Consider the following 23,839-nt stretch of genomic DNA (forward strand, 5'->3'; position numbering starts at 1 on the left):
GGCTTTGCAGGACATTGGACCTGCGGTTTTGTTGGTACAACGATGTGTGGGCGCCTCAAATCAGCGCTGAAGGGCTCGCGACACACCATTTGTGGGTAGCCAATTGCAGCCTCGAGTTGGCTTGCAAGGAGCGACCAAGCACCCCTGTTATCAACGGTCGTCAGCCGCATACCACCGCCGCCTAATGATAGCCGCCCTAAGCTTGCATGGGGGCTAAGGCGCCCCCATACCCCGCAACCCTTTGCCCATCAGCGACAAGGAAATGCCGGAGAGCAAGATCCAAAGCTACCTTGCGGCTTCTGGCTTTGGGCGGAGCCAGGACTGCGCTGCGAGCCGCCTCTACGTCCCCTACCAAGATGACCTGGGTCTGAGCGCGCGTGATGGCTGTGTAAAGCAACGTGCGATCCAACAGCCGAGACTTGGTAATAGGAATGATGACGCGCTGCCATTGAGATCCTTGTGCCTTGTGGATCGTTATGGCAAAGCCCAGCTCAATGTCTTCCAGCATGTCCGCAGTAAGCGGGCGTCGAACGCCGTCGTCCCAGTCGATCCAAGCCAAGATAGAGGCCGAATCTTCTGTCTCACCTGACTGCGCCACCAACTCCACGATCCGGCCGAGTGATCCGTTTTGTAGGCCTTTGTCCCAGAGGTTACGCGTGCAAAGCACGGCGTCGCCGACATTTAGCCCGCAATGCTCGGTCTGCTCGAATTCAGCGTTCCAACGTGTAATCGCCGGTTGGTGGCCGGTGAACCGCTGTTGGCACAGCCGATTGAGAGCCCGAGTTCCCGCATGCCCGTTGCGCAAAGGGGCCAGCACTTGGGTGTTGGCGGTGTCCAATGCGTACAACTCCACGATCAAATCAGCGATCGACGCCTCCTCACAAGGGATGAAGGCAACCGCACCAGTATCGTCGGTGGACATGGGACGCCATTGTCCGGCGCGAACAGCTTCTGCCACCGCAGCAATTTCACCCCCATAGCGCTTCACCGTCTTCAATTCGACCATGGGACTCGAAGGCAACTGCATGACGCAATGCAGGACGAGTCCGGGCCCTACCGGCATAAGTTGGTGAGGATCGCCGACCAACACCAGACGCACATGGCTCGGCAGAGCCTGGCAAATGTTGCTCATTGAGACGATATCGACCATGCTCGATTCGTCGATGACGAGGACCGTTGGGCCTTCGAAGGTCGCAACATTTATGGCCTTCAGGAAGCTCGCGATGGTGGCCCCAGGTCGAGCCGTTGCCTCTTGCATGCGTTTGGCGGCTCGGCCGGCAAGGGCGACCTGTAGGATTCTGACACCTGCTTTGTCGTAGAGCCGGTACAGCGATCTTAGGACCGTGGTCTTCCCCACACCGGCGCCGCCTGTAATGCATACGAACGGAAGCTTCGCCGCCAAATGAATTGCGCTCCGCTGTTCGACGTTGAGCTCAATAGCGTCCTCCAACTCGCCCGCCGCAATGAGCCGGTCAACGCTAAACGGTGACATCAACTGTTGGTCACTGACGATCAGCCGTTCCTGTATGGTCTTGGCAACCTGCCGTTCCATCACAAGCGCGCCGAAAGGCTGGAGACCGTGCTCTGTGCGTACAACGCTGCCGTTGGCGATACCTTCGGTGACGGCCAAGGCAAGCAAGTCTGTCCATCGCATTCCCTTCGGAGCCTGCCCTAACAATGGCCCCACCTGACGCACCAACTCCGTCTCGAGCAGCACTGTGTGACCCTTCGCGAAGGTACGATAGCAGGCCTCCTCCACGGCCCCGCGAAGCCGTCTGGGATCTTCCGCCCTCACGCCGAAACGATTCATCGCCAGACGGTCGACTTCCAACCATCCAGCCGCAAATGAAAGCAGACGATAGGGGTCCTCTTCAATGCGTTGCTGCGCCTCATCGCCAAAGAACCGTAGTATCTTTCTGCCGATTCGAACGTCAAAGCCCTGTGCTTGCAGCCACTGCAGAGTGCGAGACTTCCCCTCGACGGTCCAAGCTTCGACCAAGCGTTTGGCCGCGACATCTGTCAGCACATCGTCAAACGCCTTGGCTTCGCCGGCGTCCAACAGGTCATACAGTTCCTCACCGAACCGCTCCCACAATCGACGGGCCTTGACAGACCCAATGCCATCAAAAGCTGGACTCTCGGCAATGTAGGTAACGATATGTTCGCCCGATGGTCGGGCCAGACAAGCGCTATCCGCTTCAATCTGCTGTTCGAGCAACTCGAAGCCGTCGACGACAGACCTTCTTTCCGTGACAGGCCCCGTCACTGTCCACCATTGGCCCCGCTCTACCTGTGCGTCGCCAAGCGTCGACGCCGTTGCCTTGACTACGACATAGGTGCAGGCACTCAGAACAGAACCTGAGGCGTTTACAGGTACGCCAGTGAAGATCGCGCCCCCGAAGCCTCGGGGGTTCTGCGATCGGACCGCAGTCACGCGCAAGGTCACATCATTAGCCACGGTCACCGGGGAAGCCTCCCGGTCTCGGCCAAGGCTTCCTGTAGCACTGTGTAGCGGGCAAGCAATCGCTTGAGCTCGGCATTCTCCGCTCTCAGGCTTGCGTTTTCCTGTTCCAGGCGAGAGAGACGCTCAGCGTCCCTAGCGGAGCGGGCGGAATCACCAGCTCGGGATGGAGGCGATGACGCAACGACGTCGTCTCCACCCGCAAGTCGTGGTAGAACTCCTCGCTCACGGAGGTCTGACTCTAGCTTTTTGAGCGCCTCTCGAATCCGTGGATTCTGCGCAAGCGCCGACTTAGCGAAACCGCACTCCGCCGCGATCTCGGTCCGGGACAGAACGCCACGGACCACCATATCCCGGAAGTCAGCCTCTGTTTTTGACGCAGCCCATGTTGTGAACCGCTGGACGTTCTCCTCAGCGATTTGCTGCCCGCTCGCCATCAATTCTCTCCCTTCGAGCGGTCCCGCTTCGGCTTCGGAAGCGGTGCATTAAGCATGTCCATTGTCACACCTTTGCGTTCGGCGTTCAGCGCCCATGTCACAAACTGCTCGGTCAGGAGCTGGTTCTCCGCTTCGAGCCGCTTTGCCTTCGCCTTGTAGCGCTCTGCTTGTGCCAGCGCGGCACGAAGCCGTTCGTCTCGAGGCACACCACGCGCTCGCGGCAACGTACCGCGCAATGCGTCCTTCTTGAGCGAGAAAGCGTTGGCAATCTCCGGGTATTCGGCGAACGTGAACCGGGAGTATCGGGAACCCGTGGATTCCTTCACTGCATCCAGCAAGAGATCCCACGTGAGTTTGCCTGTCCATGCGTCCAAAGTATCAAGAACTACGGCAATACGCTCAGCGGTTAGGTTCTGCGCCCGGTCCTTTTTCATGCAATAGCCTTTTGCCGTGTAGTCTGAACAAACCTGACGGGACGAACATTGTCGTCTGTGATTAGCGAGGCACTACTCACATCCAGACGAATTCGCGTACCAATGGGCACCGCTGGATCTTCCAGAATCGACAGTAGAGAATTGGCCCGATCCAGCGTAAGTTGCTGGTGTGCGACCCACGCATCAGCGCCATACTCTTCGTCGCTTAGGGCTTCCCGGGCAACCCTCAATAGGTCCTCAGTCTCGCTCTTAAGGGCGCGGAGATTTTCTTCCTTGTGCGCTTCGCCTTTTATGCACTCTTGCTCTTCGCAGTTGAGGCAGTCGCGGTGCACATGGCATGGCTCGCTCGCGAAGTCGTGCTCACACCAGCCGTATTCCGTCGTATGTGCGGCAGTCAGCCCTAGGCTTTTGAACTCGCTGCGTGTGACCAGTCTCCGCCCCGCGCCGAACACCGGTTCCAGTTCTGATGTGAATCCGTCCTTCAAGGCCTGACTGATAGGTGCCTGCACCTCATCCGAGGTCATATGATCGTAAGCACGGTTCTGCTGCACATCTTTTCGACCAGAGAAGATGGCAATTTCGGTACTGCTCAAGCCACCGGTCTGCGCAAGCATGTTCAAGTAGTGACGCAGGCTATGGCTTTTGAGCTCAATGGGAGAGCCGTCGTCCTCGGTGTAGCTGAACCGTTCAAAAATTGACCGCCGCCCCTCACGAGCCCCGAACTGATTCGTAATAACGTTGTAATCCACGCAACTGAACATGCACAGGTACGTCGCCCTCACCGAATGCATCTCGTTTGTTCGCATCAAGGCCATGGACTCACTGCACAGTAGGCCTAAGTCACCGGGCATGTAGGGAAAGGTTTCGGGCAGCATGGCAATGACAGCCCGCTCGACGTCCTCGAAGAGATAGCCAACTCGGCGTCTGTCGAGCGACTGCTTGGCCAGCTTGGCTGTCGCTGTTGCCCATGTGTTGGCTGGCGCACTAGCCGTTTCATCGCCCCACAGGATGAGACCGATTTCCTCCAGCGTGAGGACCCTCTTGTCGCGGAGATGAACGGCCCCCTCGTGCAGGTACAGCTTCGTAGGGTTCTCCGAGTACCAGGCCGCCAACTTCTGGGCTGGCGTTGTAACCTGGGTGATGTTTGCTACCGCCTTACGTGCGATTGATACCATTTCCGTGGGGAGCCACTTCGTGGTGTTCTCCGCCCCCTTTGACCCCGACCACCGTAGTCCCAGCTTCCCACGGTATTCACCTTCGCCCTCGACAAGGCAGTTGCGCCGAAGGCGAATCACCTCATTGATGCGCTCAGGTGCGCAAAGCATCAGTCCCGTCACGCTCGAGACCAAGACATCGGAAGGTTCGATGGCATCATGAAAGATCGCTCCAAGCGCACGGAGAGTGGCGGCGGAAGGCAGTTTCTCCTGGCGCGCGGTCAATGCCTCCTTTGATATGCGCGATCCTCCTTCTTTTGGCTTTTTGACACCATGCGCCCATCGTTGGCGAAGACGAATGAACCCTTTCGACCGCATGAACTCGGCGATGTATTCAAGCTGACCTGCGGTCCGGTAGGCTACAGAGGGCGATACCTGCCGCTTGGCAAGTTCAACCGCGCTGTCCAGCACCATTTCATCGACAGCCGTCGGGCGCGAACCTTTGGTTGACTCGCGCAATGCAGCTTCCAGGCATCGAAGCGCGGCGATGCGCTGAGCTTGGGATTCAACCGGACGCTTATCATGAAGATAGACAAGGGCCGCTTTCGCAAAGTCCAGGAATGGCAGTGGCAAGGCCGGCTCGGGCTTATTTTCGCGGGCAGCCTCCAAGGTGCTGAAAACAGCGCGGTTCACCTTGTTCTGCCCCTTCAGATAGCCGATATCCCAGACGTTCTTTTCGAACTGAGCCTTGGCGTTCAGCACGTCAGAGCCCTTACAAAGGGCCACGAATGCCTCAAGGTTGGCCAAGGGCTCCAGCTCGGCCCGAGGTGTGAAGCTGAGGACTGGGGCGCTCACGTTGCAGCCTCCGAATTTTGTTCCGTCCGCTGTTGCAAAATCTGGTCGCAAAGTGCGATCACTTCCTTGACCGCTCGGATAGGCTCATCGTTCACCGCAGCCATCCTTTCGTCGGCTGCCCACCGCTCCCGGTCGGCCTCCAAGCGTACAAGCACCTTCTCGTGCGGACCGTCAAGCCAGGGCTCGAACCGGAAGCACGCGTAGCAGGCAACCGGCTTGTTGAAGGCACAGTTTTTTCCTTTGCCAGCGCAGCTACCAACCGGGTCTTTGGACACCCTGAAATCAATGATTCGGCTTCCGGGCGCACCTTGATGCGTGGAGTGCTGCTCGTCGAGTACGACCTTGCCCTTAAATGCCTGGGCGAGCGGTGCCAGCAACTCTCCCATAGTCTTGTCAATATTCTCAACAATCCTCGGCGAGGCTGCGACGTACACTTCGACCTGCTGCAGGTCTACATGCCCCATACGATTTGCGATGACCACTTTGCTCGCACCTTCCTCCGCCAGCCGAGTACCAAAGGTGTATCGAAATCTCTTCGGCGTCAGTGGCGTCGGCGCGAAGTCGAGCCGGGAAGTTGGCGGCGCGATATCCTTCAAGAGAGCCTTGAAACACCTCGAAAGGTTGGGGGGAGTGCAGTGCCCGTAGAACATGTCGCTGCTGCCACGAAGCTGTTTGCGTGGACCTTTTGGCATGACCAAGTCTTCGGGGAAAAAGGCCGAATTATCATCGTAGCCCTCGGCCAGCAAGCCATCCTTGTATTCGATTATGAGCTGCGCCGTTTGCCGGCTGATATCGAAAGAGAGGAAGCTAACTCGCGCATTTTTCTGGCCCGTTTTGGCCTGCGGAAGGTTGAGCACCAACGTACTACTGTCAAAGTCACAGAGCTTCAGCGAGGCGAATTGAGAAATGCGCCCCCCGCACGCCAAGAGCAACCTGGTAAGCAAAAGCGTCCACAACGGTAAGTCTCCGCGCCCATAGGCAGCGTTCACCGCGGAGTGCAGTGCGGTGTATTCCTCCTCGCTCAGAGGGCCTTCGACCGGATTGCGCGTCCTGACCGCGTCGCCTTTCTTGTTTCCTGGCTTCTTTCGCTCCAACAAGTAGTTAGCGCATTCCGGCTCGACACCGGACAAACCAAGTTCAACCCACTTCTGTAGTAGGCCATTGAGCGTCCCGAGGCGTCCAATTTCGTGAGTGCCCAAATTGGCTGCATAGTTGGCAATGTGCTGGACCCCAATCGCGCGATCCGGGCACGTTGGCATCGCTTCCACGAAATGGACGAATGCGCTGTGGAGGTTAATAACATGCGAAGACGAATGGCCTTTTACGAACGGAAGAAGAGCGTTCTTTAGGGACGGAACGAACACTTCGAAGCCATCGCTGTACCGACCAAAGTCGACTCGTGCATTGAACGGGCCGTCAGCCCACTCCCAGAGGTCTCCCCTCGGGTCGAAACTGCTTCCGCTTCGCGTGAATACGCGCTCGGGCAATGGAACTACAACAGCAGTGGACGAGCGAAGTTCAGCGGTCTGTGTCATCTTTTTGTTCAAGTTGTTCTTGGAGTTTCAGAGACAGCTCTCGCCCTTTTCGGCTAGTGTGACGGCGGGTATAGGTGGCAGCAGACTTCGAGTTATCGGCCCACCCTTGTTGTTCGTTCCGGGCCTTCTCTTCGACAGTCTCTGTTAGCCCCATCAATTCAGCCTGCTCGGAGAAGCGTTCGTTCCAGGTGTGACGCATCACATGACTGGTCAGACTGACGGGCAGGCCTGGGCAAGCCTGGCGCAGCTCCACGAACAACTTGTCGATGCTTTTCGAAGATAATGGGAAACCCTCATCCCCGACGATAAGCTGCGGATACTTGCGTGCAGCCTTGATCTTCCTTCTCTCGTTTTGGATGTAGCTCCAAACGGCCCGCATAATTGCCGGCCGCAGTTCTAGCTCTCTGTCGTTGGTCTTGGTGTTTGGCTGATCGCGACGGGGATCTTCTTTCGCATCCGCTCGGCGAATGATGCGCAGCTTGGGCAAGCGTTGGTCGAGATCACGAATCTGTATGCCGAGCAGTTCGCTGCGACGCATGCCAGTCGCAAGCAAGAGCACAACAATCAGCCAGTTCCTCCGACGGACGAAGTCATCCGTCCACGGGTTGTCCGGAGAATCGGGATGAATCACTTTGAGGAGCCGGTCCTGGTCCTCCTTTGAAAGCCCCTCTCTGGCACCAAGCTTCGCTCGCTTGGGAACTCGGGGCACCTGAGCACGAAACGCTTTGAGCGCGTCGGCACTTTCGCGCACGAGCTTTTCTCGCAAGGCCGTAGCCAGCGCTGCGCTCACATAAGTGACCAGGAACTCCAGATAGTCGGCCATGTACCGGAGTCGGGAGGCCTGGGTCGCTACATCGACCGCCTTACGCTCTTCGACAGCCGCTTTGCGGCGCATTCGGATTCGCTTGATGTCAACGACGGTCGCGCCGCGCCGCTCGTCCGCGTCTTCATCCGAGAGGTCGTCCGCCCAATACTGAGCAGCATCGGCCAATCGGTTGAGCTCGGGGATCGTCAAGAATTGCCCCTCCCGCAACCGCTGTAGCAAATCGATGCCCGCCGCGGTCAGCTCGCGATACAGCAACGCCAAGACACCGCAGACGCCATGAATCGTATTGGCAGCTCGGCCGCGTTTGCGGTATCCCGCGAGGTACAGGGTTACTTCGTGGACAGGCAGAGCGCCTGGCCTGCTAAGAACAGAGTGGCGCTCTCCGTTCCGGAACATGACCCGCTTCGCAACGAATCTCGTCATTTACCCACCGTTTTGATCAAGTAGTAGTTGAGGCGTACCTCCACTAGACCACAAAATAATGTGTGGGTAAAGAAAAAGCCCGCAGACTCGGTGCCTGCGGGCTTTTATCAACAAAAAACAACAAAGTAGGGTCTAGAACGGAATATCGTCGTCCATATCCTCGAAACCATTCGAGGCCGGCTGCTGCGGCCGGCGTGCCGCGCCACCGCTCTGGCCGCCACCCTGGGCACCGCCCTGGCCGCCGCGGGCGCCACCGCCGTAGCCGCCGCCCGACGCTTCGCGGCTGTAGCCACCGCCGCCCCCTGCGCCGCCACCGTAGCCGCCTTCGTCACCGCCACCGCCGCCGCCACCCTGGCGCGAACCCAGCATCTGCATCTGGTCGGCAACGATTTCAGTGGAGTACTTGTCCTGGCCCGACTGGTCCTGCCACTTGCGGGTGCGGATGCGGCCTTCAATGTAGACCGACGATCCCTTGCGCAGGTACTGGCCGGCGATTTCGGCGATCTTGCCGAAGAACGAGACGCGGTGCCATTCGGTGGCCTCCTTCATCTCGCCGCTCTGCTTGTCCTTGTAGCGATCGGTGGTCGCCAGGCGGATATTGGTCACGGCGTCGCCGCTGGGCAGGTAGCGGGTTTCCGGGTCTGCGCCGAGGTTGCCGACGAGAATGACTTTGTTGACCGATGCCATGTGAATGTTCTCCAAAAGCCACGCGCTGTGTTGAAAAGCGTGGCAATACGATGACGGTAAAGCGGATGTAGTGTGACGCGATACTGCGGTGACGTAAACGAACATCGCGCCCCCGGCCAGACGTCGGGTGGCGCGATCATGCTAGGCCTTTTCCAGGCCGGATTCTTTACGATTTGATGCGGATCAGGCCGGCGTTGCCGGTGCAGCTTCCTGCCCGCGCGCCGGCGGCGCCTTCATGCTCCAGGCGATTATAAGCCAGAGCAACAGCACCACCGCGCAACCGACGAACACGGCGCTGCGCCCCTCGTGCTTGAGCAGCCAGCCACCGGCCGCGCCGCCCAGGAACAGGCCCAGCGCCTGCGTGGTGTTGTAGACGCCCAGCGCCGCCCCGCGCGCGGCCGCGGCGTAGCGCGACACCAGCGATGGCTGCATCGCCTCCAGCACGTTGAACGCGACGAAGAAGAGCAGCAGGACGCCGACGATGGCCCACAGCCCGTGCACCGCGGCAAACAGCAGCTGCACCGCGGTCATCAGCGCGACCGCGCCCAGCAGCACCGGGCGCACGCGGCCGTAGCGCTCGGCCGCCATCATCGGGCCCAGCATCAGCACGAAGGACACCAGCACCACCGGCAGGTAGACCTTCCAGTGCTGGTCCAGCGGCATGCCGGCATCGGCCAGCATGGCGGGCACCACCATGAACATGGCCACCTGGGACGCGTGCAGCGCCAGCACGCCGACGTTCAGGCGCGCCAGGTCGGGGTTGAGCAGCACCTTGCGGAACGGCAGGCGCACCGGATGCGGCGGCGGCGGGGTCGGCACCAGGAACAGCGTCACGCCGATGGCCACCACCCCCAGCACCGACATCAGTCCGAAGATGCCGGACATGCCGATGCTGTGCAGCAGCGGCGAGGCGATCACCAGCGACAGCGCGAAGGTCAGGCCGATGCTGCCGCCCACCATTGCCATCGCCTTGGTGCGATGGCGCTCGCGCGTCAGGTCGGCGATGCAGGCGGTGATGGCCGCGGAGATCGCGCCCATGCCCTGCAGCGCGCGGCCGGCGATGATGCCGCTGAGCGTGTCGGAGAAGGCGGCCACCAGCCCGCCGGCGATGAACAGCAGCAGCCCGGCCACCATCACCGGCTTGCGCCCGATGCGGTCGGACAACCAGCCCAGCGGGATGTGCAGGAATGCCTGCATCAGGCCATAGATGCCCATGGCCAGGCCCACGCGCTGGGCGTCGTGCCCGTCGGGCAGGCTGTGCGCGTATTCGGCAAAGACGGGCAGGATCAGGAACAGGCCCAGCATGCGCAGCGCGAAGATGCTGGCCAGCGACACGGCGGCGCGCAGCTCGGCGCGGGTCATGCGTTCGCGGGCGGGGGCCTGGGATGCGTCAGCGGTACCCGCACCCGGGGAAGAAGACTGGATCGACGGCATTGCGATCGTGGGATCGTGGAATCTGTCAGGCTGGCTGCCGGTGCATCGCAACGGCAGTTTCGATCGGGATCGCGGGGGGAAGTTGCCGCCCGGAACCCGGGGCCGGCGGCGGCTTCGCCGGGCGCCTGCATGGCGCGGGCCACCCCGGAAACCGAAGTTGGGTATATTAACAGGTTTGCTCCTTCGCGCTTCCCGGGTCACCTGGCCATGCCAGTTGGCCCCCGGGCGTGTGCCCGGGCGCGCATTCCGGCCGTCGCCAGCGGTCGGAAGTGCCAAATACGGTACTTGTTTCTGGGTTTTGCGATTCCTTCAGACAGTCTTGCCAACCCCGGCAGGGCGGCCTGTCTGGCGACGACTTTTCGGCATATGGAAGAAATCAAGATCCGTGGGGCGCGTACCCACAACCTGAAGAACATCAATCTCGACCTGCCGCGCAACCGGCTGATCGTGATCACCGGCCTGTCGGGCTCGGGCAAGTCCTCGCTCGCCTTCGACACGCTCTATGCCGAGGGCCAGCGCCGCTACGTGGAATCGCTGTCCGCCTATGCCCGCCAGTTCCTGCAGCTGATGGAAAAGCCGGACGTGGACCTGATCGAAGGCCTGTCGCCGGCGATCTCGATCGAGCAGAAGGCCACCAGCCACAACCCGCGCTCCACGGTCGGCACCGTCACCGAGATCCACGACTACCTGCGCCTGCTGTACGCCCGCGCCGGCACGCCCTACTGCCCCGACCACAACCTGCCGCTGCAGGCGCAGAGCGTGTCGCAGATGGTGGACGCCGCGCTGGCACTGCCGGAAGACACCAAGCTGATGATCCTGGCGCCGGTGGTGGCCGACCGCAAGGGCGAGCACTCGGACCTGTTCGACAGCATGCAGGCGCAGGGCTTCGTGCGCTTTCGCATCCGCTCGGGCGGCGGCACCGCGCATGAGGCCGAGGCCAAGGTCTATGAGGTCGATGCGCTGCCGAAACTGAAGAAGACCGAGAAGCACACCATTGAAGTGGTGGTGGACCGCGTCAAGGTGCGCGCCGACATCAAGCAGCGCCTGGCCGAGTCGTTCGAGACCGCGTTGCGCCTGGCCGATGGCCGCGCGCTTGCGCTGGAACTCGACAGCGGCAAGGAGCATATGTTCAGCTCCAAGTTTGCCTGCCCGATCTGCTCGTATTCGCTGCAGGAGCTGGAGCCGCGGCTGTTCTCGTTCAACAACCCGATGGGCGCCTGCCCGAGCTGCGACGGGCTGGGCCAGATCACCTTCTTCGACCCCAAGCGCGTGGTGGCCTTCCCCAACCTGTCGCTGGCCTCGGGCGCGATCAAGGGCTGGGACCGCCGCAACCAGTTCTATTTCCAGATGCTGCAAGGCCTGGCGGCGTACTACGACTTCGACACCGAGACGCCGTTCGAGGAGCTGCCGGAAAACGTGCAGCAGTCGGTGCTGCACGGCTCGGGCGAGCAGGAGATCCCGTTCACCTATATCAACGAGCGCGGCCGCACCACCGTGCGCGAGCATGTGTTCGAAGGGATCATCCCCAACCTGGAGCGCCGCTACCGCGAGACCGATTCGGTTGCCGTGCGCGAGGAACTGGCCAAGTACCAGAACAACCAGCCCTGCCCCGCCTGCCACGGCACCCGCCTGCGCACCGAGGCGCGCCACGTCAAGCTGGGCGAGGGCGAGCAGGCACGCGCGATCTTCGAGATCAACGGCTGGCCGCTGCGCGACGCGCTGACCTACTTCCTGACGCTGGACATGCACGGCGCCAAGCGCGAGATCGGCGACAAGATCATCAAGGAGATCTCGGCGCGGCTGAACTTCCTGAACAACGTCGGGCTGGACTACCTGTCGCTGGAGCGCAGCGCCGATACGCTGTCGGGCGGCGAGGCCCAGCGCATCCGGCTGGCGTCGCAGATCGGCTCGGGCCTGACCGGCGTGATGTATGTGCTGGACGAACCCTCGATTGGCCTGCACCAGCGCGACAACGACCGCCTGATCGGCACGCTCAAGCACCTGCGCGACATCGGCAACTCGGTGCTGGTGGTCGAGCATGACGAGGACATGATCCGCGCCTGCGACTACGTGGTCGACATCGGCCCGGGCGCCGGCGTGCACGGCGGCATGATCGTGGCCGAGGGCACGCCGCGGCAGATCGAGGAGTCGCCGGCATCGCTGACCGGGCAGTACCTGTCCGGCCAGCGCCGCATCGAGGTGCCGAAGGAACGCGCCGCGCCCGACGATGAGCGCCTGCTGCGCATCGTCAACGCCACCGGCAACAACCTGCGCAACGTCACCGCCGAGGTGCCGGTGGGCCTGCTGACCTGCATCACCGGCGTGTCCGGCTCGGGCAAGTCGACGCTGATCAACGACACGCTCTACCACGCGGTGGCGCGCCACCTGTACGGTTCAACGCCGGAGCCGGCGCCGCACGACCGCATCGAGGGACTGGAGCATTTCGACAAGGTCATCAACGTCGACCAGAGCCCGATCGGCCGCACGCCGCGTTCGAACCCGGCCACCTATACGGGCCTGTTCACGCCGATCCGCGAACTGTTCGCCGGCGTGCCGTCGGCCAAGGAGCGCGGCTACGATCCGGGCCGCTTCTCGTTCAATGTCAAGGGCGGGCGCTGCGAGTCCTGCCAGGGCGACGGCGTGCTCAAGGTCGAGATGCACTTCCTGCCCGACGTCTATGTGCCGTGCGACGTCTGCCACGGCAAGCGCTACAACCGCGAGACGCTGGAAGTCCTGTACAAGGGCAAGAACATCTCCGAGGTGCTGGACCTGACCGTCGAACAGGCGCACGAGTTCTTCAGCGCCGTGCCGGTGGTGCGGCGCAAGCTGCAGACGCTGCTGGACGTGGGCCTGGGCTATATCCGCCTGGGCCAGTCGGCGACCACGCTGTCGGGCGGCGAGGCGCAGCGCGTCAAGCTGTCGCTGGAACTGTCCAAGCGCGATACGGGGCGCACGCTCTATATCCTGGACGAGCCCACCACCGGGCTGCACTTCCACGACATCGAACTGCTGCTCAAGGTCATCCACAAGCTGCGCGACCAGGGCAATACCGTGGTCATCATCGAGCACAACCTCGATGTCATCAAGACCGCGGACTGGCTGATCGACATGGGGCCGGAAGGCGGCGCCGGTGGCGGCCAGGTGATCGCGCGCGGCACGCCGGAGGATGTCGCCAGGAGCAAGGCCAGCTTTACCGGCAAGTACCTGGCGCCGCTGCTCAAGCGCGCATAAGGGCGCATAAGCGCGTGCAGGCGGGTGCAGGCCGGCGGCGCCGCGCGGCTTGCATTCGCCACCCCGCGCCCTACCATGAACCCGATGGCGGCAAGCCCTGCGGCCATTCGGGAGCCTGCCATGGAACTGTCGGTCGTACCGGTCACCAAGCCGGAAGCCACCAACTTCATCTTCGGCCATTCGCACTTCATCAAGACCGTGGAAGACCTGCACGAGGCGCTGGTCGGCACGGTGCCCGGCATCCTCTTCGGACTGGCGTTCTGCGAGGCCTCGGGCAAGCGCCTGGTGCGCTGGTCGGGCACAGATGAAGACCTGATCGACCTGGCCTGCGAGAACGCCCGCGCCATCGGCGCCGGGCATACCTTCCTGATCTTCCTCGGCGACGGGTTCTTTCCGGTCAACGTGCTGACCGCGGTGCGGGCGGTGCCGGAGGTCTGCCGCATCTTCTGCGCGACGGCCAACCCGACCGAGGTGATCATTGCCCAGACCGATGCCGGGCGCGGCGTGGTGGGGGTGATCGATGGCGCCTCGCCGCTGGGGATCGAGACCGATGCCGATGTGGCCGAGCGCAAGGCGCTGTTGCGCAAGTTTGGCTACAAGCTCTAGCGAAGGCTTAGTGCTGCGCCGCCTGCACCCTCGGCACCGCCGGCACATCGTCTTCCTTCATCCGGCTGCGATTGAGCACGCCGGCCTGCTCCAGCACCGGATAAGCCGTCGCACAGAACAGCGAATTCAGGCGCTTCAGTTCGCTGATCACATCCAGATGCAATGAGCTGGTCTCGATGCTCTCGGCGGTCTGCACCGCCACGCGCTGCAGGTGGGTGCGCGCGTACTTGCGCTCCAGCTCGCGAAAGTTCGCTTTCTCGGCCATCAGCGCCTGCGCGCTCTTGAGGTCGCCGTTGAGAAACACCGACAGGCCCAGCCGCAGGTTGGCGACCAGGCGCGCGTGCATCTCTGCGATCTCCTGCATGCCCGCCTCGGAGAACATCAGGTTGTGGGCGATCTTCTTGTCCTTGGTATCGAGCAGGATGCGCTCGATGATGTCGCCCGCGTGTTCCAGGTTGATGGTGAGCGAGATGATCTCGGTCCAGCGCTGGCCGTCGCGCTCGTCCAGCGCCTCCAGGCTGATGCGGGTCAGGTAGAGCTTGATCGCGGTGTAGAGGTCGTCCACCTCGTTATCGATGCGGCAGGTGGCGTCTGCCAGCTTGGCGTCGTTGGTGCGCAGCACGCGCAGCATGTTGTCCAGCATCTGCTCGACGCGGTCGCCGATGCGCAGCACTTCGCGCGCGGCGTTGGCCAGCGCCAGCGTGGGCGTGGTCAGCGCGGCGGCATCGAGGTGGCGCGGCGTGACCTGGCTGTCGCCGGTGTTGCGCCCGGGCAGCACCTTCTCGCACAGGCGCGCCAGCGGCGCGGTGGCGCCCAGCAGCAGCACCGCCAGCGCGACGTTGAACAGCAGGTGGAAATTGACGATCAGCCGTTGCGGGTCATGGTCCAGCAGCGCCAGCAGCTCTTCGGCCTGGCCTAGCAGCGGCAGCGCCACCAGGCAGCCCAGCAGGCGCGACAGCAGGTTGCCCAGCGTCACGCGCTTGCCCGGCTGGTTGTTGCCCGAGGTGGTCAGCAGCGCCGAGATGCCCGAGCCCAGGTTGGCCCCCAGCACCAGCGCCAGCGCCACGTGGATCGACACCACGCCGGCCGAGGCCAGCGCGCCGCAGAACAGCACCACGGCCAGGCTGGAATAGCACAGGATGGTCAGGAAGGCGCCGACCAGCATGTCCAGCCCCGAGTCGCCGGTCAGCGAGGCGAACAGCACCTTGACGCCGGCGGCCTGCACCACGGGACGGGTGGCGATGGAGATCAATTCCAGCGCCAGCGTGATCAGCCCCAGGCCGATCAGCACGCGGCCGACGTGGCCGGGCTTGCTGCCCTTCCAGGTCAGGTGGCAGATCACACCGACAAAGATCAGCAGCGGCGACAGCCAGGACAGGTCCAGCGAGAACACCTGCACCATCAGCGCGGTGCCGACGTTGGCACCGAGCATGATGGCCAGCGCCGGGGCCACGGCGATCAGGCCCTGGCCGACGAAGGAGCTGACGATGACCGCGGTGGCGTTGCTGCTCTGGACCAGGCCGGTGACGCCGAGCCCGGCGAGGAAGGCGGTGAAGCGGTTGGAGACGCTGGTCGACAGGACATGGCGCAGGTTAGCGCCGTAGACGCGCAGGATGCCGACCTTGACGATGTTGGTGCCCCAGACGAGCAGGGCAACGCCTGATAGCAGGTGAAGGAGTACGCCCATGGTGCGCCTTTGTGTGACCAGTGCCGACAAAACCCTGGAGGCTCGGCCCGGTCATCGTGTAGTTGTCAATGGGGCATTATGCGCCCGCCACCCGACAGCGGCAACGGCACGGGTGCGGCGTGCGGGCAACGGGCAACACCGGCGGCACAGTGCCCGGGTGTGCGCCAGCGGCGGCGCTCAGGGCAGCGCGACCTTGATCCCCAGCCCGACGAAGATCGCCCCGGCGGCGCGGTCCAGCCAGCGGCCGGTGGCCGGGCGGCGGCGCAGCCAGGCGCCGAGCCAGCCGGCGCACAGCCCGAACAGCGAGAACACCACCGCCGTCTGCAGCATGAAGACCACGCCAAGCAGCAGGAACTGCAGCCCCGGGTGCGTGGCATCGGCGCGCACGAACTGCGGCAGGAACACCAGGAAGAACAGCGTCACCTTGGGATTCATGATGTTGCCAAGCACGCTCTGGCGGAACACTCGCCCCAGCGGCACCGCATCGACATCACCGCCCTGCGCCAGCCCGCCCTTTGCGCGCAGCGCCTGGATGCCGATCCAGATCAGGTAGGCCGCGCCCGCGTACTTGATCAGCTGGAACGCCAGCGGCGACGAGCGCAGCACCGCGGCCAGCCCCACCGCCGCGATCACGGTGTGGAACAGGCACCCGACCGAAAAGCCCAGTGCCGCCACCAGCCCGGCGCGCCGGCCCTGCGCCATGCCGCGCGCCAGCACCTGCAGGTTGTCGGGCCCCGGGGCCACAGTCACGGCAATCGAAGTCAGCAGGAACAGCAGCAGGTCAGGCATGGGGTCTCCTTGCGTGGAAATCTTGCGGGCCGGTCAGCGTGGCTCAGTGACCTTCAAACTTGCACACGGTAAACAGCGGCAGCCCGCCGTCCTGCAGCAGCTTCGAGCCGCCCAGCTCGGGCAGGTCGACGATGGCGGCGCCCTCCACCACCGTCGCGCCCAGGCGCTCCAGCAGCTTGCGCCCGGCCATCATGGTGCCGCCGGTGGCGATCAGGTCGTCGACCAGCAGCACGCGGTCGCCGGCCTTGCAGGCGTCGGCATGGATCTCGACGGTGGCGCTGCCGTATTCCAGCTCGTACTCCTCGGCCACGGTCTGGAACGGCAGCTTGCCCTTCTTGCGGATCGGCACGAAGCCCAGGTTCAGCTCATACGCGACGATCGCTCCCAGGATAAAGCCGCGCGCGTCGATGCCCGCCACCAGGTCGAGCTGCGCATCCATGTAGCGGTGCACGAAGACATCGATCAGCACGCGCAGCGTCTTGGGGTTCTGCAGCAGCGGGGTGATGTCGCGGAACATCACGCCCGGCATGGGCCAGTCCGGCACGGTGCGGATGCGCTCGCGCAGGTAGCCGGTGACGTCGCCGAGCTCGGGGGACTGGATGATGGAATCTGCCATAGGGGTCTGGAAACGGTAGGCGCGCAGCGTGGCGCGCCAGTCAAAAATGGGTCGCAGTGGGTCGCGGCAGGGGTTGCCGCCGGCGCGGTAACCAGTTACCACCCGCGCCACCGGGGCGGCCAGCACAATGGCCCTGCCGGCCCGGTTGGCTAGCCAAGGGGCCGGGCTGCCGAGTCCGGCACCCGCCGGACACCCGTAACCATACAGGAGACCGCGATGGCAAAAAAGATTCTGATGCTGGTGGGCGACTACGCCGAAGACTACGAAACCATGGTGCCGTTCCAGGCACTGCAGATGGTCGGCCACACCGTCCACGCCGCCTGCCCGGACAAGCAGGCGGGCGACGCCTGCGCCACCGCCATCCATGACTTCGAGGGCGACCAGACCTACACCGAGAAGCGCGGCCACAACTTCACCCTCAACGCGACCTTTGCCGAGATCGACCCCGCCAGTTACGACGCACTGGTCATCCCCGGCGGCCGCGCCCCGGAATACCTGCGCCTGAACGCGCGCGTGCTGGAGATCGTGCGCCACTTCGCCCAGGCGGACAAGCCGATCGCCGCGGTCTGCCACGGCGCCCAGCTGCTGGCCGCGGCAGGCGTGCTCGAAGGCAAGACCTGCTCCGCCTACCCGGCCTGCGCGCCCGAGGTGAAGCTGGCTGGCGGCATCTATGCCGATATTCCCGTCGACCAGGCCCATACCGACGGCAACCTCGTCACCGCCCCGGCCTGGCCCGCGCATCCGGCCTGGCTGGCGCAGTTCCTTGCCGTGCTGGGCACGCGGATCGTACATTAGAGCTTTCCGCACGCGGCGCCCCCACGCGTGAAGGCACGGCCCGCCCCCTGCGGCGAGCCGTGCACATGACCGCCGGCCGCGCCGCCCGCACGGGAGCAACCATGTGTGAAATCTTTATCCGCGCCAATCCGGCGTCGTACCAAAGCCAGTCGCGCTCGCTGCGCCTGCATGGCGTGGCCACCAGCATCCGGCTGGAGAGCCTGTTCTGGGAAGTGCTGGAAGAACTGGCGCGGCGCGACGACATGACCGTCAACCAGCTGATCACGCGCCTGCACGATGAACTGACCGAACATCGCGGCAGCGAGGCGGTGGCGGGCAATTTCTCGTCCTTCCTGCGTGTGTGCTGCCTGCGCTACCTGATGCTGCAGGGCGAGGGCCGCATCCCGGCCGATACCAGCGTGCCGATCCGCTCGCTGGACGCACGCGCCGTGCTCGACAACCTGCCGGAATCCTGGGTCGAGGCGCGTCCGCACTGACGCATCCGGCGGCCCGGCTCAGCCGTTCAGGATGCGCGTCTCTGCCGCTTCCAGCGCCTCGGGTGGGCCGCGCAGCACCACGATATCGCCCGGTTCCAGCACGGTCTCGGGCTCCGGGTCGAAGGCGCGGATGCCGCGCCGGCGCACCGCGGTCACTTCCACGCCGATGCGCTCCAGCCCCAGCACGCCAAGGCGCCGCCCCACCGCCGTGGATTGCGGCCCGAGCGACACGGAGTGCAGCCGCACCGAATCGCGCTCGACCATGTCCTCCTCATCGTCGCGGCCGTGGAAGTAGCCGCGCAGCAGGCTGTAGCGCGCGTCGCGCGCCTCCTGCACACCGCGCAGCACATGCCGCATCGGCACGCCAAGCAGCACCAGCGCGTGCGAAGCCAGCATCAGGCTGCCCTCGATGATCTCGGGCACCACCTCGGTGGCGCCGGCCTTCTGCAGCGTGTCGAGCTCTGAGTCATCCACCGTGCGCACGATCACCGGCAGCGCCGGCGCCAGTTCCTGCACGTGGTGCAGCACCTTGAGCGCCGACGGCGTGTTGGCATAGGTGACGATCAGGGCGGCAGCGCGGTGGATGCCGGCGGCGATCAGCGCCTCGCGCCGGCCCGCGTCGCCGTAGACCACGGTATCGCCGGCCGCGGCGGCCTCGCGCACGCGGTCGGGGTCCAGGTCCAGCGCCACGTAGTTGATGCCCTCGCGCTCCAGCATGTGCGCCAGGTTCTGCCCGCTGCGGCCGAAGCCGCAGATGATGGCGTGCTTCTCGGTCTGCAGGCTCTGCGCGGCGATGCGGGTCATGTTCAGCGACTGCATCAGCCATTCGTTGGCGGCAAAGCGCAGCACGATGGCGTCGCTGTACTGGATCAGGAATGGCGCGGCCAGCATCGACAGCAGCATCGACGCCAGGATCACCTGGATCAGCACCGGGTCGACCAGGTTCAGGCCGTCGATCTGGTTCAGCAGCACGAAACCGAATTCGCCGGCCTGCGCCAGCCCCAGCCCGGTGCGGATGGCCACCCCCTGGCGCGAGCCGAAGACCCGCGCCAGCACCGCGATCAGCACCAGCTTGAACAGCACCGGCACTACCAGCAGCGCCAGCACCAGCCACACGTGGTCCAGCACCACGCGGATATTGAGCAGCATGCCGATGGTGACGAAGAACAGCCCCAGCAGCACGTCGCGGAACGGCTTGATGTCCTCTTCCACCTGGTGGCGGTAGGGCGTCTCGGAGATCAGCATGCCCGCCATGAAGGCGCCCAGCGCCATCGACAGGCCCAGCCGCTCGGTCAGCGCCGCCATGCCCAGCGTCACCAGCAGCAGGTTCAGCATGAACAGTTCCTGCGAACGGCGCGCCGCCACCACGTGGAACCAGCGGCTCATCAGGCGCTGGCCAAGGAAGAAGATGGCGCCCAGGGCCACCACGATCTTGACCGTGGCCAGGCCCAGCGCCACCATCAGGTCGCCCGGATCGCGCGACAGCGCCGGGATCACGATCAGCAGCGGCACCACCGCCAGATCCTGGAACAGCAGGATGCTGATGATATTGCGGCCCTGCTCGCTTTCCAGCTCCATGCGCTCGGACAGCATCTTGGAGACGATCGCGGTGGAAGACATCGCCAGCGCCCCGCCCAGCGCCACCGACGCCTGCCAGGACAGCGGGAACAGCCAGTTGAAAGCCCAGCTGGCCGGCACCACCGCCAGCATCGACAGCACCACCTGCGAGCCGCCCAGGCCGAACACCAGCCGCTTCATCGAGCGCAGCTTGGTCAGGTTGAACTCCAGCCCGATCGAGAACATCAGGAAGACCACGCCGAATTCGGCCAGGTACTTGGTCTGCGCGGTGTCGCTGGCCAGCCCCAGCGCATGCGGGCCGATCAGGATGCCGACGGCCAGGTAGCCCAGCATCGGCGGCAGCTGCAGCATGCGGAATGCGACCACGCCGAAGACGGCGGCGGCCAGCAGCACCAGGGTCAGTTCCAGCGGAGAATGCATCAGGGGGTCTGGGTGACCGGCCAGGCGCGCGTCCGACCCGGCACGGGCACCCTGCCGGCAAAATACGGCGAGCACGGCAAGCACGACGTGCGCCATGGGTCGGGCCAGGCGCCATCGCATTCGTTGGTATACTTCGTCGCCATGATAGCTAATTTCGATGCGGATCGAGCACTCAGGCTCGCCCGCGACACTCTCCAGACCGAAGCCGATGCGGTTTCCGCACTTTCCGGACGCCTGAACGGCGACTTTGCCCGTGCCGTGCTGCTGATCCTGCAATGCACCGGGCGCGTGGTTGTCTCAGGCATCGGCAAGTCCGGCCATATCGGACGCAAGGTCGCGGCCACGCTGGCCTCTACCGGCACGCCGGCGTTCTTTGTGCACCCGGCCGAGGCCAGCCACGGCGACCTGGGCATGGTCACGCGCGACGACGTGCTGATCGCCTTCTCCAATTCTGGCGAGACCGGCGAGCTGCTGTCGATCATCCCGATCGTCAAGCGCATTGGCGCGCGGCTGATCTCGGTCACCGGCAACCCCGACTCCAACCTGGCCAAGCTGGCCGACGTCCACCTGGACGCGGCGGTCGAGAAAGAAGCCTGCCCGCTGAACCTGGCGCCGACGGCCAGCACCACCGCGGCGCTGGCGCTCGGCGATGCGCTGGCGGTGGCGGTGCTCGATGCGCGCGGCTTTGGTGAGGAAGACTTCGCCCGCTCGCACCCCGGCGGCGCGCTCGGGCGCAAGCTGCTGACCCATGTGCGCGACGTGATGCGCACCGGCAACGCCGTGCCCGAGGTGCGCGAGAACACGCCGCTGGCCCAGGCGCTGATGGAAATCACCCGCAAGGGCATGGCCATGACCGCCGTGGTGGACCCGGACGGACACGCCATCGGCGTCTTCACCGACGGCGACCTGCGCCGCCTGCTGGAAACCCCGCGCGACTGGAAGACCGTGCCCATCGGCGAGGTCATGCACCGCAACCCGCACGTGGTCAACGAGAACCAGCTCGCCGTCGAAGCGGTGCAGGTGATGGAAGCCAACCGCATCAACCAGCTGCTGGTGGTGGACGACGACGGCCGCCTGACCGGCGCGCTGCATATCCACGACCTGACCCGCGCCAAGGTCATCTGAGCGGGCGCGGGCCCGGCACAACCGGCACAACGCCAAGGACACCATGCAGGCACTCCTCGCCTCCCTCAGCGGCATCGTCATGCGGCTGCTGCCGCTGCTGCTGATGGCCTTCGTGGCGGGCAGCACGTTCTGGCTGGTCCAGATCAACTCCCCCAAGGAAGACCTGGCCGCGCAAAGCACCAAGAAGCATGAGCCTGATTACTTCATGGACCGCTTCTCGGCCACCGAGCTGGCGCAGGACGGCAGCACCAAGATCCGCTTCACCGGCGAGCGCATGGTCCATTTCGAGGACGACCAGACCTACGAAGTGACCCGGCCCGCCATGCGCGCGTACGAGCCGGACCGCCCGCCGGTCACCGCCCGCGCCGATATGGGCCGCATGAACGCCGAGGGCTCGGTGATCGACCTGTACGGCAACGGCTTTGTCATGCGCCAGCAGGGCGTGGACGTGTCCAAGGACCCGCAGCTGACCGCCGCATCCAGTTATTTCCAGCTGCTGGTCAATGACGACATCGTCAAGACCGACAAGCCGGTCAAGCTGACGCGCGGCCCGTCGGTGATGACCGCCAACGGCCTGATCTTCAACAACGTCACGCGCGAAGTACAATTGCTCGGCAATGTACGCGGCACCATCATCACCGGGCCGACCCCGGGCCGCGCGCCGGGGTCCTGAGCCCCGGCCCGGGGGCCGCGCCAACCCGCACCAACGTACCCAGACGCCCTCAAGCAACCCCTGCCAACATGACTGCTTCCCTGACGACATCGTCCCGTCAACGCACCGCCCCGGCCCTGCTCGCCCTGGCCCTGGCCTTCGGCCTGCTGGCCCAGCCCGCCCTGGCCGAGCGCGCGGACCGCGACAAGCCGATGGTGCTGGAGGCGGACAACGCCAGCTACGACGACGTCAAGCAGATCTATACGCTGACCGGCAACGTGGTGCTGACCAAGGGCACCATGATCCTGAAGTCCGACGCTGCCGAACTGCGCACCGACCCCGAGGGCTACCAGTTCGCGGTGGCCACCGCCAAGCCGGGCAAGCAGGCCTACATCCGGCAGAAGCGCGAAGGCGTCGACGAATACATCGACGGCTGGGGCGACCGCATCGAGTACGACGGCAAGCAGGAGTACTCCAAGCTGATCGGCAATGCCCGCATGGCGCGCCTGCAGGGCGCCAAGCAGGTCGACGAGATCCGCGGCGCGGTGCTGACCTACGACAGCCGCAAGGAGTTCTACACGGCCGCCGGCGGCGGCAGTGGCGACGCCGCCGCCGCCAATCCGTCCGGCCGCGTGCGCGCGGTGCTGTCGCCGCGCCAGGACCAGAAGACCGGCGCCACGGGCAACATCGGCTCGCCGCTGGACCTGAAGCCGGCGCCCGCGCCTGCCAACAAACCCTGACGCCTGGCGCCGGCTTGCCTGCCCGCGCCAGAAACGCCTGAACGCCAGACTGTGCCAATGACCGATACCGCAACCATCGCCGACAAGCCTTCCGTCGAAGCCTCCACCGTCCTTCCCGGCGGCAGCACGCTGGTCGTGCGCCACCTGAAGAAGCGCTATGGCTCGCGCACGGTGGTCAAGGACGTCTCGCTCGACGTGAAGAGCGGCGAGGTGGTCGGCCTGCTCGGGCCTAACGGCGCGGGCAAGACCACCTCGTTCTACATGATCGTGGGCCTGGTGGCGCTGGACGAAGGCGATATCGTGCTCGACGGCGACCACATCAGCGGCCTGCCGATCCACGAGCGCGCGCGCATGGGGCTGTCGTACCTGCCGCAGGAAGCCTCGGTGTTCCGCAAGCTCAACGTCGAAGAGAACATCCGCGCGGTACTGGAGCTTCAGGTGAGCAACGGCAAGCCACTGCCCAAGACCGAGATTGAGCGCCGCCTGGATTCGCTGCTCGACGACCTGCAGATCGCGCACCTGCGCAACAACCCGGCGCTGTCGCTGTCGGGCGGCGAGCGCCGCCGCGTGGAAATCGCGCGCGCGCTGGCGTCGTCACCGCGCTTCATCCTGCTGGACGAGCCCTTCGCCGGCGTGGACCCGATCGCCGTGGGCGAGATCCAGCGCATCGTCAGCTTCCTCAAGGCACGCAATATCGGCGTGCTGATCACCGACCACAACGTGCGCGAGACGCTCGGCATCTGCGACCACGCCTACATCATCAGCGAAGGCACGGTGCTGGCCGCGGGCCAGCCCGAAGAAATCATCGCCAATGACGCAGTGCGGCGCGTCTACCTGGGCGAGAACTTCCGCATGTGATTTAGCGGCCTGCCCGGGGC

20 protein-coding genes are annotated in these 23,839 nt (G+C 64.3%); 8 read left to right on the forward strand and 12 right to left on the reverse strand.

The window, feature by feature from the left end; genetic code table 11:
• Positions 1–196: 196 nt before the first annotated feature.
• The 8 genes from AC07UK_RS17070 to AC07UK_RS17105 form a co-directional block, all read right to left on the reverse strand.
• Entirely contained in the window at positions 197–2,464 is a 2,268-nt protein-coding gene (locus AC07UK_RS17070) for an ATP-dependent DNA helicase (RefSeq protein ID WP_494686038.1), read from the reverse strand.
• Positions 2,461–2,898 (reverse strand): VPA1267 family protein, encoded by a 438-nt coding sequence (locus AC07UK_RS17075; RefSeq protein WP_494686039.1) that lies wholly within the window; start codon positions 2,896–2,898, stop codon positions 2,461–2,463. Before AC07UK_RS17075 ends, AC07UK_RS17070 begins: the two co-directional genes overlap by 4 nt.
• Entirely contained in the window at positions 2,898–3,332 is a 435-nt protein-coding gene (locus tag AC07UK_RS17080) for a hypothetical protein (protein ID WP_494686040.1), read from the reverse strand. Before AC07UK_RS17080 ends, AC07UK_RS17075 begins: the two co-directional genes overlap by 1 nt.
• The gene (locus AC07UK_RS17085) at positions 3,329–5,341 is read right to left on the reverse strand and encodes an integrase (RefSeq protein ID WP_494686041.1); all 2,013 of its coding nucleotides are present in this window, start codon (positions 5,339–5,341) and stop codon (positions 3,329–3,331) included. The genes AC07UK_RS17080 and AC07UK_RS17085 overlap by 4 nt, the downstream gene beginning before the upstream one ends.
• Positions 5,338–6,888: a site-specific integrase gene (locus tag AC07UK_RS17090; RefSeq protein WP_494686042.1), complete on the reverse strand. Its 1,551-nt coding sequence runs from the start codon at positions 6,886–6,888 to the stop codon at positions 5,338–5,340. Before AC07UK_RS17090 ends, AC07UK_RS17085 begins: the two co-directional genes overlap by 4 nt.
• Complete coding sequence (locus AC07UK_RS17095; RefSeq protein ID WP_494686043.1) at positions 6,860–8,125, reverse strand: tyrosine-type recombinase/integrase; 1,266 nt, start codon at positions 8,123–8,125, stop codon at positions 6,860–6,862. The genes AC07UK_RS17090 and AC07UK_RS17095 overlap by 29 nt, the downstream gene beginning before the upstream one ends.
• 132 nt (positions 8,126–8,257) lie before the next feature.
• Positions 8,258–8,812, reverse strand: coding sequence for a single-stranded DNA-binding protein (locus AC07UK_RS17100; protein ID WP_035822664.1), 555 nt, complete (start codon positions 8,810–8,812; stop codon positions 8,258–8,260).
• A 183-nt stretch (positions 8,813–8,995) separates the two neighbouring features.
• Positions 8,996–10,246, reverse strand: coding sequence for an MFS transporter (locus tag AC07UK_RS17105; RefSeq protein ID WP_436220772.1), 1,251 nt, complete (start codon positions 10,244–10,246; stop codon positions 8,996–8,998).
• Positions 10,247–10,612: 366 nt separating this feature from the next.
• Between AC07UK_RS17105 and uvrA the strand changes: the two genes are divergently transcribed.
• Both uvrA and AC07UK_RS17115 read left to right on the forward strand, forming a co-directional pair.
• A complete protein-coding gene (uvrA, locus tag AC07UK_RS17110; RefSeq protein WP_436220771.1) occupies positions 10,613–13,477 on the forward strand; it encodes an excinuclease ABC subunit UvrA in 2,865 nt (954 codons plus the stop codon).
• Positions 13,478–13,597: 120 nt separating this feature from the next.
• Positions 13,598–14,083: an adenosine-specific kinase gene (locus AC07UK_RS17115; RefSeq protein ID WP_436220770.1), complete on the forward strand. Its 486-nt coding sequence runs from the start codon at positions 13,598–13,600 to the stop codon at positions 14,081–14,083.
• Positions 14,084–14,090: 7 nt separating this feature from the next.
• Here AC07UK_RS17115 and AC07UK_RS17120 read toward each other — a convergent pair whose 3' ends face one another.
• From AC07UK_RS17120 to AC07UK_RS17130, 3 genes are all read right to left on the reverse strand, one after another.
• Positions 14,091–15,770, reverse strand: a complete 1,680-nt coding sequence (locus AC07UK_RS17120) for a Na/Pi cotransporter family protein (protein WP_436220769.1) — start codon at positions 15,768–15,770, stop codon at positions 14,091–14,093.
• Between the two features lie 177 nt (positions 15,771–15,947).
• A complete protein-coding gene (locus tag AC07UK_RS17125) occupies positions 15,948–16,559 on the reverse strand; it encodes a LysE family translocator (RefSeq protein WP_013955480.1) in 612 nt (203 codons plus the stop codon).
• A gap of 43 nt (positions 16,560–16,602) precedes the next feature.
• Complete coding sequence (locus tag AC07UK_RS17130) at positions 16,603–17,175, reverse strand: adenine phosphoribosyltransferase (RefSeq protein WP_013955479.1); 573 nt, start codon at positions 17,173–17,175, stop codon at positions 16,603–16,605.
• A gap of 216 nt (positions 17,176–17,391) precedes the next feature.
• Here AC07UK_RS17130 and AC07UK_RS17135 point away from each other — a divergent pair, with 216 nt between their 5' ends.
• Both AC07UK_RS17135 and AC07UK_RS17140 read left to right on the forward strand, forming a co-directional pair.
• On the forward strand, positions 17,392–17,970 hold the full coding sequence (locus AC07UK_RS17135) for a DJ-1/PfpI family protein (RefSeq protein ID WP_436220768.1): 579 nt from the start codon (positions 17,392–17,394) through the stop codon (positions 17,968–17,970).
• Between the two features lie 101 nt (positions 17,971–18,071).
• The gene (locus AC07UK_RS17140; protein ID WP_035822648.1) at positions 18,072–18,446 is read left to right on the forward strand and encodes a ribbon-helix-helix domain-containing protein; all 375 of its coding nucleotides are present in this window, start codon (positions 18,072–18,074) and stop codon (positions 18,444–18,446) included.
• An 18-nt stretch (positions 18,447–18,464) separates the two neighbouring features.
• Here the strand turns inward: AC07UK_RS17140 and AC07UK_RS17145 are convergent, their stop codons facing one another.
• Positions 18,465–20,444, reverse strand: coding sequence for a monovalent cation:proton antiporter family protein (locus AC07UK_RS17145; RefSeq protein WP_436220767.1), 1,980 nt, complete (start codon positions 20,442–20,444; stop codon positions 18,465–18,467).
• Between the two features lie 141 nt (positions 20,445–20,585).
• On the opposite strand from AC07UK_RS17145, the gene AC07UK_RS17150 reads away from it, so the two are divergent.
• The 4 genes from AC07UK_RS17150 (at position 20,586) to lptB (ending at position 23,819) form a co-directional block, all read left to right on the forward strand.
• Complete coding sequence (locus AC07UK_RS17150) at positions 20,586–21,569, forward strand: KpsF/GutQ family sugar-phosphate isomerase (protein WP_035822810.1); 984 nt, start codon at positions 20,586–20,588, stop codon at positions 21,567–21,569.
• A 43-nt stretch (positions 21,570–21,612) separates the two neighbouring features.
• Positions 21,613–22,242 (forward strand): LPS export ABC transporter periplasmic protein LptC, encoded by a 630-nt coding sequence (gene lptC / locus AC07UK_RS17155; protein WP_436220766.1) that lies wholly within the window; start codon positions 21,613–21,615, stop codon positions 22,240–22,242.
• 68 nt (positions 22,243–22,310) lie between these two features.
• A complete protein-coding gene (lptA, locus tag AC07UK_RS17160) occupies positions 22,311–22,961 on the forward strand; it encodes a lipopolysaccharide transport periplasmic protein LptA (RefSeq protein ID WP_494686044.1) in 651 nt (216 codons plus the stop codon).
• A 57-nt stretch (positions 22,962–23,018) separates the two neighbouring features.
• Positions 23,019–23,819 (forward strand): LPS export ABC transporter ATP-binding protein, encoded by an 801-nt coding sequence (gene lptB / locus AC07UK_RS17165; RefSeq protein ID WP_013955473.1) that lies wholly within the window; start codon positions 23,019–23,021, stop codon positions 23,817–23,819.
• Positions 23,820–23,839: the final 20 nt, after the last annotated feature.

The sequence above is a fragment of the Cupriavidus sp. GW821-FHT07C08 genome, from assembly GCF_059419025.1.

Coding starts and splice junctions, on each gene's coding strand:
- AC07UK_RS17140 (WP_035822648.1), top strand. CDS start 18,072: ATGTGTGAAATCTTTATCCGCGCCAATCCGGCGTCGTACCAAAGCCAG.
- lptC (WP_436220766.1), top strand. CDS start 21,613: ATGCAGGCACTCCTCGCCTCCCTCAGCGGCATCGTCATGCGGCTGCTG.
- AC07UK_RS17075 (WP_494686039.1), bottom strand. CDS start 2,898: ATGGCGAGCGGGCAGCAAATCGCTGAGGAGAACGTCCAGCGGTTCACA.
- lptA (WP_494686044.1), top strand. CDS start 22,311: ATGACTGCTTCCCTGACGACATCGTCCCGTCAACGCACCGCCCCGGCC.
- AC07UK_RS17120 (WP_436220769.1), bottom strand. CDS start 15,770: ATGGGCGTACTCCTTCACCTGCTATCAGGCGTTGCCCTGCTCGTCTGG.
- AC07UK_RS17100 (WP_035822664.1), bottom strand. CDS start 8,812: ATGGCATCGGTCAACAAAGTCATTCTCGTCGGCAACCTCGGCGCAGAC.
- lptB (WP_013955473.1), top strand. CDS start 23,019: ATGACCGATACCGCAACCATCGCCGACAAGCCTTCCGTCGAAGCCTCC.
- AC07UK_RS17135 (WP_436220768.1), top strand. CDS start 17,392: ATGGCAAAAAAGATTCTGATGCTGGTGGGCGACTACGCCGAAGACTAC.
- AC07UK_RS17150 (WP_035822810.1), top strand. CDS start 20,586: ATGATAGCTAATTTCGATGCGGATCGAGCACTCAGGCTCGCCCGCGAC.
- uvrA (WP_436220771.1), top strand. CDS start 10,613: ATGGAAGAAATCAAGATCCGTGGGGCGCGTACCCACAACCTGAAGAAC.
- AC07UK_RS17145 (WP_436220767.1), bottom strand. CDS start 20,444: ATGCATTCTCCGCTGGAACTGACCCTGGTGCTGCTGGCCGCCGCCGTC.
- AC07UK_RS17105 (WP_436220772.1), bottom strand. CDS start 10,246: ATGCCGTCGATCCAGTCTTCTTCCCCGGGTGCGGGTACCGCTGACGCA.
- AC07UK_RS17115 (WP_436220770.1), top strand. CDS start 13,598: ATGGAACTGTCGGTCGTACCGGTCACCAAGCCGGAAGCCACCAACTTC.
- AC07UK_RS17125 (WP_013955480.1), bottom strand. CDS start 16,559: ATGCCTGACCTGCTGCTGTTCCTGCTGACTTCGATTGCCGTGACTGTG.
- AC07UK_RS17095 (WP_494686043.1), bottom strand. CDS start 8,125: ATGACGAGATTCGTTGCGAAGCGGGTCATGTTCCGGAACGGAGAGCGC.
- AC07UK_RS17080 (WP_494686040.1), bottom strand. CDS start 3,332: ATGAAAAAGGACCGGGCGCAGAACCTAACCGCTGAGCGTATTGCCGTA.
- AC07UK_RS17130 (WP_013955479.1), bottom strand. CDS start 17,175: ATGGCAGATTCCATCATCCAGTCCCCCGAGCTCGGCGACGTCACCGGC.